This window comes from Pseudarthrobacter naphthalenicus, assembly GCF_029076445.1.
Taxonomy (GTDB): domain Bacteria; phylum Actinomycetota; class Actinomycetes; order Actinomycetales; family Micrococcaceae; genus Arthrobacter; species Arthrobacter naphthalenicus.
The window spans coordinates 406,802-422,139 of the sequence record NZ_JARESG010000001.1; the positions used below are offsets into that span (position 1 = coordinate 406,802).

Genomic DNA, 15,338 nt, shown 5'->3' on the forward strand with positions numbered 1-15,338 from the left:
TGACCCGCTTCCCGGGCAGCCGCTACCGGCTGAACATGGAGGGGTGCGAAAAGAACACACGGCGCGGCGGTCCGGGGACTGTCCCGCCAGGGCTCCCACGGATCCGGACTTACTGCCGCCCCGGCCGTCCGCCAAGCACCGCGGCGGGCAGCCCACCGCATGGTTGCGCGCCGCGGATCTCGCGGCGGTCGCCGCTGCCGAGCTCCTGGCACTTGCGCTCCCGGTGGACTGTGTCTGCTGCGGTGCCGAGGACCAGGCACTGTGCGTGGGCTGTGAACGCCAGGTCCGCCTGCTGACCAGGCACCCGTTCAGGGCCGAGGAACAGGCGCCGGCCCTGATGAAAGTGGACGGTGGCATGATCCTCCCCGTTGTCGCTGCCGGCGTGTACCGCGAGGAACTGGCGCAGGCCCTGCTGTCCTTCAAGCGGCACGGCCAACACCAGCTCAAGGCAGTCCTTGCCACGGGCCTTGGCCACGGCATCGACGAGGCAGCGGCAGGACTCGACGCCGTCTGCCTGGTTCCGGTCCCGTCCGGCACAGGTGCTTTCATCAAACGCGGCTTCAGCCCCATCCATCTTTTGCTGTCCGCGCGGCGGCAGCGCCGCACCCGGGCCGGACCGCCGGTAGTGGATGCACTCAGGAAATCCCGGAGCCGGGCGGCTTTGCAGCACCTGCCCGGGGGCCAGAAGGGACTTGGCCGCGGAGCCAGGGCGGCCAGGGTCAGGGGGTCCATGAAGGTCATAGGACGCATGCGCAGGCAGGTCCTCGGCCGCAGGTGCATCATCGTGGACGACGTCCTCACCACGGGTGCCACCCTTGCCGAAGCGGCACGTGCCCTCCACCTCAGCGGCGCCATCGTGGCCGGTGCCGTGGTGCTTGCGGCGACACGCCCGCCGGATTCAGCCGGGAGCGGAGCGGATGCCCCACAAGCGGCGGAAAGCCGCCCTTCCGGGAAAAAATAAACGAATAAAGGATGAATAAGCGGTGGCTATGAACTAACGTCGTTGGTGGGTACCAAGAACAAGTTGTACCTTTCGATGGCGGCTCGGAAAGGGGCTCGACTGTCAATCAGATCGGCCTCTGGGAAGTGCCGTCGTCGTGTCACCGAAGTCATTTGGAGGGCACCATGGAGTTTATGATCAGCGGACGAAATCTGACGGTCTCAGACCGATTCCGCGAATACGCCGGTGAGAAGATCTCGAAGATCGAGTCACTGGGCGACAAGGTCCAGCGGGTGGATGCGAAGGTGTCCAAAGAGACAAACGCACGCCAGACGGGCGACCAACTCACAGTTGAGGTAACCGTTCTGGGCCGCGGACCGGTGATCCGCGCGGAAGCCAGCGCCGCTGACAAGTTCGCGGCATTTGATCTCGCCTACACCAAGCTGCTTGAGCGCCTCCGCCGGGCCAAGGACCGCAAAAAGGTCCACCACGGCCGCCACACCCCCAAGGCAGTACGTGAAGCAACTGCTTCACTGGAGCCAGCCAGCACCAGTGAACCTCTCTATGTCGAGGCAAGCCACCGAAGTGAAGAGCAGGCAGCGCCTGCCGAAGCGTCGCCTTACGACCTCGAAAACGACATTCCCGCAGGGGACTCCCCGGTACTGATCCGGCGCAAGGTTTTCCCCGCTGCCTCCCTTAGCCTCGATGACGCCGTGGACAACATGGAGCTCGTAGGCCACGACTTCTACCTGTTTGTCGACAAAGCCACCAACACGCCCTCCGTCGTTTACCGCCGGCGCGGCTGGACCTACGGGGTCATCACCCTTGACCACGAATGCGAACCCGGGGATACCGTGGTTGAAGAAAAGATCCTGGCTTACCGTTCCGACGATCAGGCTGCGAATGTCTAGGGTGTTATCCACCCGTCAATGAAAGGACTGTTGTGCCGGCAACGCTGAGCCTTAACCAGGCCCGGCGGATCGCACTGGCAGCACAAGGACTCGACAAAGGACGGCCCGCCGGCCCCGTGAGCTCACGGGCGGTGGGCCGTACCTTTGCCCGGCTCCAGCTGGTTCAGATCGATTCCGTCAATGTGCTGTCCCGGAGCCATTACCTTCCCTTCTTTTCCCGGCTGGGGAACTACGACCGCAGCATCCTGCAGCGGATGTCCGGAACGCATCCCCGCCGGATGATGGAGTACTGGGCGCATGAAGCCAGTTTTATCCGGCCGGAACTGTTTCCGGATCTGGTGCTGTGGCAGAAACGCTCATGGGTGGGCGCGGGCGCCTTGGACCCTGCCCTGCGTGAAGGGGTGACCGGCAAAATCCTTGCTGTCCTGGCCGCCGGAAAGCCCCTGACGGCAGCGGAACTGACCGCGAAAATCGGGCATGTCGAGGACCGCCGGACCGAGAACTGGGGGTGGAACTGGAACGTCGTCAAAAGGGTTCTTGAGCACCTCTTTGAGGAAGGCCTGATCTCCGCGGCGTCCAGGAGCGAGCAGTTCGAGCGCAGGTACGCCATCACGGAACGGGTGCTGCCGGACCGCCGGCCGGTCACGGACAGCCGGCGGGATCCCGTGGATGCGGTCCGCCGCCTCATCGATGCCGCCGCCCAGGCCCACGGCATCGGCACCGTTCGCTGCTTCGCAGACTACTTCCGCACACCCGTCAAAGCTGCGGCCGCCGCCGTGGCTGATCTTGTCGCGGCCGGGAGGCTGGAGCCCGTCAGCGTTGCAGGATGGGACCGGAAGGTGTTCCTGCACTCCGCTGCCAGAGTGCCGCGGAGGGCCGCAGGCCGGGCCCTGCTGAGCCCGTTCGATTCCCTAGTGTTTGAGCGGCGCAGACTGGAGGAACTGTTTGGCTTTCACTACCGGATCGAGATCTACACGCCCGAGCACCGGCGGCGCTACGGGTACTACGTGCTGCCGTTCCTGCTGGGGGACAGGATCGTGGCCCGCGTGGATCTGAAAGCGGACCGTGCGGCAGGAAATCTCCTGGTCAGATCCGCCTACGGTGAGCAGGACGCACCGCCGGGGACCGCCGTCGAACTTTCCCAGGAGCTGGAACTCATGGCCGAATGGCTCGGGCTGGGGGACGTTGTGGTCAGCCCCGTGGGGGACCTGGCTGCGCCCCTCGCGGCGGCGCTCCGGTCCGGGAACCGGGCCGATCCGCTTTCAGGGAACAGCGGCCGCGTGGCCCGCGTCTCTCCCGTAGACTAAAAACGCCAGAATTCGGCAGCATCAGACTGGGAGTATCTTCACGTGGCATCACTTATCGAAAAACTTCTCCGTACGGGTGACAAAAAAACCCTGCGGCAACTTCGGAATTATGCCGACTCCATTAATGCTCTCGAAGAATCGTTCCAGACGTTCACGGACGCAGAGCTCCGTGAGGAGACCGATCGCCTGCGTGCCCGCCACCTGGACGGCGAACATTTGGACGACCTGCTGCCGGAGGCTTTCGCAGCCGTACGTGAGGCCTCCTCGCGCACCCTGGGGATGCGGCACTTCGACGTCCAGCTGATGGGTGGCGCGGCCCTCCACCTCGGCAACATCGCCGAAATGAAGACCGGTGAAGGCAAGACCCTCGTCGCTACCGCTCCCGCCTACCTCAACGCCCTCACGGGCAAGGGCGTCCACGTCATCACCGTGAACGACTACCTCGCCGAATACCAGTCAGACCTCATGGGCCGGGTGTACCGCTTCCTCGGCCTGACCAGCGGCTGCATTCTGTCCAACCAGGATCCCGCTGTCCGCCGGCAGATGTACGCCGCGGACATCACGTACGGCACCAACAACGAATTCGGCTTCGATTACCTGCGCGACAACATGGCGTGGGACAAGTCGGAACTGGTCCAGCGCGGCCACAACTTTGCCATTGTTGATGAAGTTGACTCCATCCTCATCGACGAAGCCCGTACCCCGCTGATCATTTCCGGGCCCGCCCAAGGTGACACGAACCGCTGGTACAGCGAATTCGCCAAGGTGGTGCAGCGCCTCAAGCTGGGCGAAGACTACGAGACCGACGAAAAGAAGCGCACCGTCGGAGTCCTGGAGAGCGGCATCGAAAAGGTGGAGGACTACCTGGGCATCCAGAACCTCTACGAATCCGCGAACACGCCGCTGATCGGTTTCCTCAACAACGCCATCAAGGCCAAGGAACTGTTCAAGCGCGACAAGGACTATGTCATCCTCGACGGCGAGGTGCTCATCGTTGACGAGCACACCGGCCGCATTCTTGCCGGGCGGCGGTACAACGAGGGGATGCACCAGGCCATTGAGGCCAAGGAAGCCGTGGAGATCAAGGCCGAAAACCAGACCTTGGCCACGGTGACCCTCCAGAACTACTTCCGCATGTACGCCAAACTCTCCGGCATGACCGGCACGGCCGAGACTGAGGCCGCCGAGTTCATGAGCACCTACAAGCTGGGTGTTGTGGCCATCCCCACCAACCGGGACATGCAGCGCATCGACCAGCCGGACCTCGTCTACAAGAACGAAACCGTCAAGTTCGACGCCGTGGTCCAGGACATTGCCGAACGCCACGAAAAGGGGCAGCCGGTCCTCGTGGGCACCACCAGCGTTGAAAAGAGCGAATACCTCTCCCGGCTTCTGGCCAAGGAAGGCATCCGGCATGAGGTCCTGAACGCCAAGAACCATGCGCGTGAAGCAGCCATTGTGGCGCAGGCCGGGCGCAAGGGTGCTGTCACCGTGGCCACTAACATGGCTGGCCGCGGAACTGACATCATGCTCGGCGGCAACGCCGAGTTCACGGCCGTGGCCGAACTGGCCAAGCGGGGCCTGGATCCGGAGGAGAACTCCGAGGAGTACGAGGCCGCGTGGCCCGCAGCCCTGGAAGCTGCCAAACAGGCAGTCAAGGACGAGCATGAGGAAGTACTGAACACCGGTGGTCTCTATGTCCTCGGAACCGAACGCCACGAATCCCGCCGCATCGACAACCAGCTCCGCGGCCGCTCCGGCCGCCAGGGCGATCCCGGCGAGTCACGCTTCTACCTTTCGCTGACCGACGACCTGATGCGGCTCTTCAACTCGGGTGCCGCCGAACGCCTGATGAACAGCTCCGTGCCGGACGACGTGGCATTGGAGTCGAAGCTCGTTTCACGGGCCATCGCGTCCGCGCAGGGCCAGGTGGAAGGACGCAACGCCGAGCAGCGCAAGAACGTGCTCAAGTATGACGACGTGCTCAATCGCCAGCGCGAAGCGATCTACGGTGACCGGCGCAGGATTCTGGAAGGTGACGATCTGCACGAGAAAGTGCAGTTCTTCATCGAGGACACCATCACGGCGTTGATTGATTCGGCCACCGCTGAGGGCAACGGTGACGACTGGGACTTCGCGCAGCTTTGGACCAACCTGAAGACGCTGTACCCGGTGAGCGTCACACCGGAGGAAATCATCGAGGAAGCCGGCGGCAAATCCCGGCTCACCGTTGAGATGCTCAAGGAGGAACTGCTCTCGGACGCGCGGCTGGTCTACCAGGCCCGCGAAGAGGCCATCGGGTCGGAGAGCATGCGCGAGCTTGAACGCCGCGTGGTGCTTTCGGTTATTGGGCGCAAGTGGCAGGAACACCTCTACGAGATGGACTACCTCAAGGAAGGCATCGGCCTGCGTGCCATGGCCCAGCGCGACCCGCTCGTGGAATACCAGCGCGAGGGCTTCACCATGTTCCAAGCCATGATGGAGGCAATCCGCGAAGAGAGCGTCGGCTTCCTGTACAACCTGGAAGTTGAGGTCACCCCCGCGCAGGATGTTGTGGTGGCCGATGCGGCCGGCGGCCACACCGAGCACGTCGAACCGCAGATCCACGCCGCTGGCCTGGAGGCCCCGGAGAAGCCGGCGCAGCTCCAGTACACGGCGCCTGGCGAGACGGGTGCTTCCGAAACCCGGGTTGAAGCACGCTCCTCGTCGCGGTCCGGCAACCCTGCCAAGGCGGCGGCGCAGGATGCCCCCAAGCGTCAGACAAAGAAGAAGCGCCGCTAGAGGCAGCGGGCCGCTAGCGGCGGCGGATAGACGGGAAGTGCCCGGAGCATCTGCTCCGGGCACTTCGTGTTTCCACCCGTATGCGATCTCAGCCGACCACGAGCTCGGTCACCCGCCAGGCCTGTTTGCCCCGTTCCAGGCGGATCGCCACAGCGCGGGCACGGACGTCATCGATGACCACCGCACAGGCCTCGTAGACGCCGGGCGCAACCTCACAGGAACGGACCGAACGGACCACGGAATTCCTGTGCAGCCGGGCCAGGGTAGGGGACGTCGAGCGGGCCAGTTCACGCCGGATCAAGGTGGCCCGGTGCTCCAGCAAAGCCAGGCAACGCGGATCAAGACGCCGGGCCAGCTGATGGATCGGCCTGATCCCGGCCAGTACCTCCATGGCCGCCTGCACAGTAGTACGTGCGATGGCGAGGACTTCGGCATCGTTATCCACTGCCCTCAAAGGTTGGCTTGGGGTAGTGGCGGAACGAAGGGGAAGGCCGGGGAGTGCTGCCGACGTGCCCCCATGTGATCGCGCGGATCGAATGGGCGTAACTGCGTTCATGTGATTCCCCTAGGTGAGTGTTTGCTGATGGTCTTGGAACATCTCTTATGCCGTGGAGGGCGCCTTCAGGATCTGCCCGGGCAGCAGGACGTGCGGGTTTTCGCCTATCTGGGCTTTGTTTGCTTCATACCAGCGGGGCCAGTGCAGGGCGATGTCGACATCCGAGGCGGTTGGTCCCAGCTGGTGCGCAGCAATGTCCCACAGCGTGTCCCCGGCCAGCACCGCGACCTCCGGACTGGCTGGCGGAGTGCCATGGGTGGCCCTGGCTGGCCGGGCTGCCAGGAGACCGGGGTCAGTGACGGGCGGGCTGGGGCGCCAGTCAGGCCGGACGGCAGGCAGTAACGGTCGGAGCTGCGGTGCCACAGGAGCCGATGCTTGCTCGGAGGGCGGGTCTGCACTTGGTGCCGGCAGTGTTTGGCCGGTGGGAGCCCACGAGGCTTCCACTGCCGTTTCTTGCGTCGGCGTCCAGGCGGGCCCGCCGGGCGGTTCAGCCGCTTGCGCAACGGGAGCGGCGAGCAACTGCGCGGACAATGCTGCCACGGCGAGCCTTCGCATAAAGGCCGGGCTGAACCTGCCTGCACGGTCTGCGGCATCCCGCCTGCCGTTGCGGACCAGCAAGGCAACCACCAGGGCCGTCGCGGCCCCGAAAAGCCACCACGTGACGATCACAAGTCCTGCTGCCACCGCGGCTGCCCCCAGCAGGTCTTCGAAGTCGGGTGCCTGTCCTTTGGAGGCCGATAGGTGCCATCGGTCCAGTAAGCCCAGGCCGGTGAAGTACAAAAAAGATCCCAGCAAGAGAATGGAGACAGCCATCATGGCGTCCGCGCGGAGGTCCCGTGATGCCTGAACAGACATGACTGCCCTTTCCATTTGGCGTTGTTTGATGCTGTTTGATGTATTTAGATCAGTGTGGGCCCATTCAACCTATTTTGTCTAGGGAATGGAGTGAATTGACCGGCGGGCAAGCCGCCCCTACGCTTGGGCGCATGCGATGGGATGCACTGTTCGGGGACATGGAGACACAGATAGCCGAGGGTGCGACGCTCGCGGTCGAAGCCGAGATCTCTGAACGGGCCAGGGCGGAAGCCGCCTCCCTTGTCCTGCGCGACAGGCTGCGGGGTGCCATGGGGCGTCAAGTGGCCGTCCATCTTCTGGGCGGACGGACTTTTGATGGTGTTCTCAGTCATGCAGGGGCAGAGGCCCTCGTCCTGGACGAGGCGCGCCATCAGGTCCTGATTCCCTATGGGTCAGTGGCCCACTATGCGGGTCTTGGGCGCGATTCCCTTGGCGAGCCCTCCCACGTACGCCGCCGGATCGGGCTGGCGCATGCTTTGCGGAGCCTGGCGCGGGACCGCGCGGGCGTGGCGCTCATTCTGCGGGGTGGCGCCCCCTCCGACAGTGGCCTGACAGGTGTGATTGACCGGGTCGGCGCCGATTTCCTGGACCTTGCTTTAGTCAGTCCCGGAGAGGCCCGGCGTGCGCTACAGGTCCGGCAGGTTTCCACCGTCCCGTTCGAAGCTGTGGGAGCGGTCCGTTCATGGCACGCCGGTGACTTTTAGCAAACCCCTCAAGCCGCCGGCAGGAAGGCTAGCCCTGCTTGGCCTTGGCTTCCTGGATCATGCGGCTGGCCTCGGCGTAGCGCTCCTCGATGTACTGCTCGAGCATCTTTTCCTCAACGCGCCACTGGCCCCGGCCACCCACCTGGATGGCTTTCAGTTCACCGCTGCGGACCAGCGCATAGGCCGCGGGTGAGTTGATCTGGAGCTGCTCCGCAACGTCGGCGAGGGTGAGGAATCTGGGCATGTAACCAGTTTGCCACTTAAGGCGTGATCTGGTGCTGTTATCCACAGTTTGACGTTGTTTGGTGTTTTGACTTTTGTTCGGGGGCGCGTGCCGCAACAATGAGGTGTCCGGGCGATGCCGCCTGGCTCGGAGCTTAGGGGGAAAAGGCATGAGCCACGACACGGGAACCACAGGTGCCGGCAGGTTGAAGCCTCCGTCGTGGAAGGACCCCCGGCTGCTCGTGGGAGTGTTGCTGGTGCTGGCGTCCGTGGTGGGTGTCATCTCGCTCGTGGGCAGCGCGGACCAGACCACCGAGGTCTACGCAGCCCGGGAATCCATCGCCGTGGGAGAAAAGCTGACGGCGGACAATGTCGTCCGGGCCAAGGTCCGCCTCGGGGAGACTGAAGAGCACTACGTCACGGTGGAAGCCGGCCTCCCCGAGGGCCTTGTTGCCGTACAAAGAATCGGCAAGAGCCAATTGTTGCCCAGGGAGAGCCTGGCAACCGTGGATTCCCTCGACCGCAAGCCTGTTGCAGTGACGATCAACGAGCCGCTGCCTCCGCAGGCGGTTGCCGGCACCCGGGTGGACGTCTGGGTGGCCCTGCCCGATGCCCGGAACGGCTTCAGCGAGCCAAAGTTGCTCTTGCGTGGCGCAGAAATTGCTCAGGTGACGGCGGCGTCCACGGCCTTGGGCTCGTCCCGCAGTACCGTCCTGATGGTGTTGGTCGCTGACAGCCAGATGCCGGCTCTGCTCGGTGCCCAGGCCAACCAGGCCAAGATCTCCGTCGTGTGGAATCCGGGCGGCGGCCGGTCATGAGCATTCCTGTGGTAACCGTCGGCCAGGCCCGCGAGGACGTGGTGGGCGGCCTGGAGGGGCTCCATGGCCCCGTCACGGTGGTCCGCCGTTGCGCCGAACTCACGGAATTATTGGCGGCCTGCCAAAGCGGGCTAGCGAGGGCAGCCGTCGTTGCCGATGGCTCGGAGGGTCTCACGGCATCCTTGGTGGACAGGCTCGGGGCAGTGGGCGTGGCAATCATCGCGCTCACGGACAGCACGGAAGAAGCTGCACGGCTGCGAGGCATCGGTGTCGCGTCCGCGCTGACCGGGGTTGGATCGGCCGCCCTGGCCGGCAGGATCGCGGAGGCCGTTTCCCAGCTGACCGGGACTCCCCAGGATGGCACGTTGCGAAGTGCTCACGGTGACACTGGTGCCGCGCTGCGCCCGTTGCCCGCCGAAGCGGCTGACGTGCCGCCGGCATCCGGTGCGGGACAGATCATCGCCGTGTGGGGGCCGGCGGGCTCACCGGGGCGGACCTTCGTCGCCGCGAATATCGCAGGGGAGCTGGCCGCGGAAGGTAAGTCCGTGCTGCTGATTGACGCGGACAGCTACGGCGCGAGCGTAGCGTCGGTCCTGGGCCTCCTGGATGAATCTGCCGGGCTGGCACAGGCTTGCCGTTTGGCGGACCAGGGCCTGTTGGGCGCGGAGGCACTGCTGAAGGTGGCAATGCCGGTCAGTACCAGACTTGGAACGTTCCGCGTTCTGACCGGGATCACCAGAGCGGACCGGTGGACCGAACTCCGGGCAGCAGCCCTGGCGCTGGTCCTGGAACGCGGCAAGGAGATCGCCGACGTTGTAGTGGTGGACACAGGGTTTTGCCTCGAAGCGGATGAGGAAATCAACTTCGACACCATGGCCCCCCGCCGGAACGCCGCTACACTGCGCAGCCTGGAGATGGCGGACACTGTCTTCGCCATCGGGGCCGCCGACCCCGTGGGCGTGCCACGGCTGGTCCGCGGGTTGGCAGAACTCGAACTGGCGGTCCCGCAGGCCTCACCGGTCGTGGTGCTGAATAAGGTGCGGGCGGCGGCAGTTGGCCGTTCGCCGGAGCGCCAGCTGAAGGATGCCTGGGAGCGTTACGGGCCGTCCCTGCCGCTGAATGCGTTCCTGCCGGCGGACAATGCCTCGGCGGACGCTTCACTGCTGGCCGGGTCGCTATTGCTCGAAACCGCTCCTGATTCGAAGCTCAGGCACGCCATTGCCAATTTGGTTTGTGCACCTGCCCAGCAATCCCGCCGATCCTCTGTCTTTTCTACCACCGCGTTCCGCAGGCTAAAGGGTTAGGCTCGCCGTATGAGCTGCAACGGTGCAGCGTAAATCTTTGTGATGGAGGCGTTTGTCGATGTCGTCTGGGTCCAGCGTGGAGGATCAGTCCGTAGCCATTGGAGACCAGGAGGGATTCCTGGCGGACTACTACCAGCATCTGGCTGAAGAGGATGCCCGGAGCTACTCCCGGGACGTGCTGGCAAGCCGCGCGGAGACTCACCGGAACGTAGCTGCGACCAGACGGCCCGGACAGGCCAATGTCGCCGTCGTCAACGAGGAAGACAGCAGCGTCGTTTACGTCGTCACGGACGACATGCCTTTCCTCGTGGACTCGGTCAACGCCGAGCTCGTCCGCCAGAGGGCGGCCATCCGCCTGGTGCTGCACCCGCTCTTTGTTGTCACCCGGAACAGGGAAACAGGGGCACTAGTGAAGGTGGACCGGGTGCCGTCCCACATCGGAATTTCCAGCGGTGACACCGCCGCGATGCCTCTGTTGTCCCACCTCATTGCGCAAGGCGAAAACGCGTCCCACATGGAGTCCTGGATCGCGGTGGAGATCAACCGCGTTTCGGACGAAGCACGTGCGTCCTTGCTCGAAGGCCTGGAGCGTGTCCTGGCAGATGTCCGCGCCGCCGTCGAAGACTGGCCCAAGATGCGCAACAAGGCAATGCAGATCGCGGCAAGCCTGGACCAGGTGGCAAACCCCGCGCAGATTGCCGAGCTGAAGCAGGCGCAGGACCTGCTGCACTGGCTTGATGACGGTAACTTCACGTTCCTCGGATACCGGGAGTACGACCTCGTCAACGTCAACGGCGAGGACGTGCTGGAATTGCGCGAGGACAGCGGGCTTGGCCTGCTGCGGGATAAGGCGGGCGCCCCGCATCTGCAGCACCTGACCGAGGCCGGCCGGAAAAAAGCCCGCGAGAAGCGCGCGCTGGTTATCACGAAGGCGAACTCGCGGTCCACGGTCCACCGCCCCGCCTACCTTGACTACATCGGCGTCAAAAGCTTCGATGCTGCGGGCAACGTCAACGGCGAGCGCCGTTTTATCGGCCTGTTCGCCACCAGCGCCTATGCAGGGTCGGTCCGGGACATTCCCATCGTGCGGGAAAAGGTAGCTGCCGTGCTGGGAAGCGCCGGGTTCCCGCCGGATTCGCATTCGGGCAAGGACCTGCTGGGCATCCTGGAGACGTATCCGCGCGATGAGCTGTTCCAGATCGAAGTTGAGGATCTGGCCGCGACTGCCGCCGGTATCCAGAGGCTGCAGGAGCGGCGGCGGACGCGGCTTTTCCTCCGCCCGGATATTTACGGACGGTTTATGTCGGCGGTGATTTACCTGCCGCGTGACCGGTACACCACCAATGTCCGGCTCCGCATCGAGGAGGAACTTCGTTCCACATTCAAGGCGGAAAGCATCGACTATGAGGCCAGGATGACGGAGTCGGCCCTCGCCCGGCTTTTCTACCGGATCCGCCTGCCGAAGGACGCCGACGTAAGCCACGTGAACACTGAGGAGCTCGAACGCAGGCTGGTGCGTGCGGCGCGTTCATGGAGCGAAGGCGTCGCGGAAGTCCTGCGAAGCGGTGCCGCCGGCCCGGAGTCGAAGGAGCTTGCGGGCATCTGGTCCGAAGCTTTCCCGGCAGGCTACCGAGTGGACTACGAGGTGGAGGATGCCCTGGAGGACATCGTCCGGTTCGAGAAATACGGCGCCGAGGCGGAGCGTGCCGGCGGTGCCCGGCAGGAACGCCCCGGAGTCCACGTCTACTTGCCCAAGGGTGCGCGGCAGGACCTGGAGGAGGATGCCCGCGTCAAGCTGTACATGCTCGAACCCAAGAGCCTGAGCCAGATTCTGCCCTACTTCCACAACCTGGGCCTTGAGGTGCTGGACGAACGGCCGTTCGAAATCGAAACGGCGGACGGTCGGGACTTCTTCCTCTATGACCTCGGACTGAAGTACCCGGCAGGTGTCAGCCCGCTCGCCACCGGTGAACTGCTGGGGGACTCGTTCGGGGCAGCCGTCTCCGGCGCCATCGAGTCGGACAGCCTTGACCGGCTTGTCCTGCGCGAGGGGATGCATTGGCGCCAGATTACGGTGCTGAGGGCATACGCGCGCTACATGCGGCAAATGGGGAGCACCAACTCAATGGGCTTCGTGGCGGACACCCTGCTGGCAAATCCTGAGGTCACGAAGGCACTGACACGACTCTTTGCCGCGCGTTTCGATCCGGCCCTCTCCGGCGCGGACAGGCCTGCCGCCCAGGAAGGGGTCCGTGCGGAGCTTTCGGCCGCCATCGACGAGGTGGCAACGCTCGACGCCGACCGTGTCCTTCGGACTTTCGCCAACCTGATCGAGGCCACGCTCCGCACGAACTTCTACCAGAACAAGCCGCACCTGAGCTTCAAGCTCGACCCTGCGATGATCGAGGGACTGCCGTTTCCGCGGCCCATGTTTGAAATCTGGGTCTACTCCCCGCGGGTTGAAGGAGTGCACCTGCGCTTCGGCAAGGTGGCCCGCGGCGGGCTGCGCTGGTCCGACCGCCGCGAGGACTTCCGGACGGAGATCCTCGGCCTGGTCAAGGCTCAGACCGTCAAGAATGCCGTGATTGTTCCTACCGGTGCCAAGGGCGGCTTCTTTGCCAAACGGCTTCCTGACCCCACGGTTGACCGGGCCGCGTGGCTGGCCGAGGGCGTGGAAAGCTACAAGACGTTCATCCGTGGCCTGCTGGACCTCACGGACAACCTCGTGGCCCGCGGTGGTTCGGAAACCATCGTGCCGCCGTCGGATGTGGTGAGGCACGACGACGACGATTCCTACCTTGTGGTCGCGGCGGACAAGGGGACGGCCACCTTCTCCGACATCGCCAACGGGCTGGCCGCGGATTACGGTTTCTGGCTCGGTGACGCGTTCGCCTCCGGCGGCTCCGTGGGGTATGACCACAAGGCCATGGGCATCACGGCCCGCGGGGCGTGGGAGTCGGTCAAACGGCACTTCAGCGAGCTGGACGTGGACACCCAGACCCAGGATTTCTCCGTGGTGGGCGTCGGTGACATGTCCGGGGACGTGTTTGGCAACGGCATGCTGCTGTCCCGGCACATCCGTTTGCTCGCCGCGTTCGATCACCGGCACATCTTCCTCGACCCGGCGCCGGACCCGGAAGCCTCGTTTAAGGAACGGCAGCGGCTCTTTGAGTTGCCGCGCTCCTCCTGGGACGATTACAACAAGTCCCTCATCAGTGAGGGCGGCGGTGTATATCCCCGCCAGGTGAAGTCCATACCGGTTTCGCCGCAGGTTCGGGCTGCCATCGGCCTGCCCGAGGGAACCAGCGAAATGAGCCCGCCGGAGCTCCTTCGCGCCATCCTGCTGGCTCCCGCCGACCTGCTCTACAACGGCGGGATCGGCACGTACGTGAAGGCAAGCACCGAAACCAACTCATCCGTGGGGGACAAGGCGAATGATGCCATCCGCGTGGACGGCAAGGACCTGAGGGTCAAGGTGGTGGGGGAAGGCGGCAACCTCGGCATGACGCAGCGCGGCCGCATCGAAGCGGCGCTGCAGGGTGTCATCCTGAACACTGATGCCATCGACAATTCAGCCGGCGTGGACTGCTCGGACCACGAGGTCAACATCAAGATCTTCGTGGACCGCATGGTGGCCGCGGGCAAGCTGTCGGCGGAGGAACGGGCCGGGTTCCTCGCGTCCATGACCGACGAGGTGGGGCGGCTGGTCCTTGAGGACAACGTCGACCAGAACATCCTGCTGCTGAACGACAGGCAGCGGGTTGCCGAATGGAGCCCCAGTTATGAGCGCCTGATGGACTGGCTGGAGAAGTCCGCGGACCTCAAGCGCGACCTTGAAGCGCTGCCGAGTACGGAGACCTTGCACGAGCGGCTGAGCCAGGGCCAGGGGTTGACGTCGCCGGAGCTTTCGGTATTGGCTGCCTATGCAAAAATTGAGCTCGCTTCAGCGCTTCGCGACAGCAACCTGGCCGATGATCCTTGGTTCAGGGCCACACTCCGGGCGTACTTCCCGGCGCAGTTGCGGGAACGGTTCGACGCTGAACTGGACACCCATCCGCTGCGGCGCGAGATCATCGCCACGGTGGTGGCCAACGACATGATCAATTTGGGCGGCATCACGTTCGCGTTCCGCACCATGGAGGAAACCTCGGCCACGGAGGTAGCGGTGGCCAAGGCCTTCGTGGCACTCCGCGAAATTTTCGAACTGAACGTCATGGTGGACCAGTTGAACAGCCTGCCGGCGTCTTTCCCGACTGAACACTGGAGTGCGGTCCACCTGGACATCCGCCGCATCCTGGACCGGGCGGTCAGGTGGCTGCTGGCCCAGGGGGACAGTTCGCGTCCGATTGCGGAGACTGTCGCCGAGTTCAAGCCACTGTTGGATCCGATGCGGGGCAGGCTGCTTGATTACCTGCGCGGCGATGACCGCGAGCGGGTGGCCGGCTGGCTGGAGAAGGGACTCGGGTGGGAACTCCCGGAAGACCTCGCGATGCGGTGGGCCGAGCTCTTTGAGAGTTTTGTCCTGCTGGACATCGCCAAGATCGTGCACGCCCGCAAGGAGTCGGTGGAGGAGATCGCGGCGGTCTATTACACGGTGTTCAACCGGTTCCATGCCGATGCTCTTCTGGAACGGATCAGCAACCTTCCGCGTCAGGACCGCTGGCAGGCCCTTGCGCGGGCAGCGCTGCGCGATGACCTGTACTCCACCGTTACGGACATGACGACGGCGGTGCTGGAGTCGACCGCGTCCGGGGACTCTGCCGAGAACCGGCTGAAGGACTGGGAGGGCCAGAACGCCGAGCAGTTGGGCAGGGCAAAGAGCATGTTCGACGAGGTTAACGCACTCGAGGCCGACGACATGGCCTCACTGTCGGTAGCATTGAGGCTCTTGAGGTCAATCGTCCGACGCTAGGAATCCTGGCGTCGCAACTGGAGGTGCA

The 15,338-nt window shown here is 64.4% G+C and carries 11 protein-coding genes; 8 read left to right on the top strand and 3 right to left on the bottom strand.

Going from position 1 to position 15,338, the window contains the following annotated elements; all coding sequences use genetic code 11:
- Nucleotides 1–43: 43 nt before the first annotated feature.
- The 4 genes from PY310_RS01915 to secA all read left to right on the top strand — a co-directional run bounded on the left by PY310_RS01915 (nt 44) and on the right by secA (nt 5,939).
- A complete protein-coding gene (locus PY310_RS01915; RefSeq protein WP_275212446.1) occupies nt 44–961 on the top strand; it encodes a ComF family protein in 918 nt (305 codons plus the stop codon).
- A 164-nt stretch (nt 962–1,125) separates the two neighbouring features.
- Nucleotides 1,126–1,851 carry a ribosome hibernation-promoting factor, HPF/YfiA family gene (gene hpf / locus PY310_RS01920; protein ID WP_275212447.1) on the top strand — a complete coding sequence of 242 codons (726 nt, stop codon included), beginning with the start codon at nt 1,126–1,128 and terminating at the stop codon, nt 1,849–1,851.
- A gap of 32 nt (nt 1,852–1,883) precedes the next feature.
- Nucleotides 1,884–3,158, top strand: a complete 1,275-nt coding sequence (locus PY310_RS01925) for a winged helix-turn-helix domain-containing protein (RefSeq protein ID WP_275212448.1) — start codon at nt 1,884–1,886, stop codon at nt 3,156–3,158.
- Between the two features lie 42 nt (nt 3,159–3,200).
- A complete protein-coding gene (gene secA, locus PY310_RS01930) occupies nt 3,201–5,939 on the top strand; it encodes a preprotein translocase subunit SecA (RefSeq protein WP_275212449.1) in 2,739 nt (912 codons plus the stop codon).
- 88 nt (nt 5,940–6,027) lie between these two features.
- Here secA and PY310_RS01935 read toward each other — a convergent pair whose 3' ends face one another.
- The gene (locus PY310_RS01935; protein WP_275212450.1) at nt 6,028–6,384 is read right to left on the bottom strand and encodes an Rv3235 family protein; all 357 of its coding nucleotides are present in this window, start codon (nt 6,382–6,384) and stop codon (nt 6,028–6,030) included.
- 156 nt (nt 6,385–6,540) lie between these two features.
- A complete protein-coding gene (locus tag PY310_RS01940) occupies nt 6,541–7,350 on the bottom strand; it encodes a LysM peptidoglycan-binding domain-containing protein (RefSeq protein WP_275212451.1) in 810 nt (269 codons plus the stop codon).
- Between the two features lie 131 nt (nt 7,351–7,481).
- On the opposite strand from PY310_RS01940, the gene PY310_RS01945 reads away from it, so the two are divergent.
- On the top strand, nt 7,482–8,054 hold the full coding sequence (locus tag PY310_RS01945) for a hypothetical protein (protein ID WP_275212452.1): 573 nt from the start codon (nt 7,482–7,484) through the stop codon (nt 8,052–8,054).
- 28 nt (nt 8,055–8,082) lie between these two features.
- On the opposite strand, the gene PY310_RS01950 is transcribed toward PY310_RS01945, so the two are convergent.
- Nucleotides 8,083–8,298 carry a helix-turn-helix domain-containing protein gene (locus PY310_RS01950; RefSeq protein ID WP_104062208.1) on the bottom strand — a complete coding sequence of 72 codons (216 nt, stop codon included), beginning with the start codon at nt 8,296–8,298 and terminating at the stop codon, nt 8,083–8,085.
- A gap of 148 nt (nt 8,299–8,446) precedes the next feature.
- Here PY310_RS01950 and PY310_RS01955 point away from each other — a divergent pair, with 148 nt between their 5' ends.
- Genes PY310_RS01955 through PY310_RS01965 form a run of 3 tightly spaced genes read left to right on the top strand, consistent with a single transcriptional unit; the run spans nt 8,447 to nt 15,310 of the window.
- Nucleotides 8,447–9,094 (top strand): hypothetical protein, encoded by a 648-nt coding sequence (locus tag PY310_RS01955; RefSeq protein ID WP_275212453.1) that lies wholly within the window; start codon nt 8,447–8,449, stop codon nt 9,092–9,094.
- The gene (locus PY310_RS01960) at nt 9,091–10,398 is read left to right on the top strand and encodes a CpaE/TadZ family protein (protein WP_275212454.1); all 1,308 of its coding nucleotides are present in this window, start codon (nt 9,091–9,093) and stop codon (nt 10,396–10,398) included. Before PY310_RS01955 ends, PY310_RS01960 begins: the two co-directional genes overlap by 4 nt.
- Before the next feature lie 58 nt (nt 10,399–10,456).
- Entirely contained in the window at nt 10,457–15,310 is a 4,854-nt protein-coding gene (locus PY310_RS01965; protein WP_275212455.1) for an NAD-glutamate dehydrogenase, read from the top strand.
- Nucleotides 15,311–15,338 lie beyond the last annotated feature (28 nt).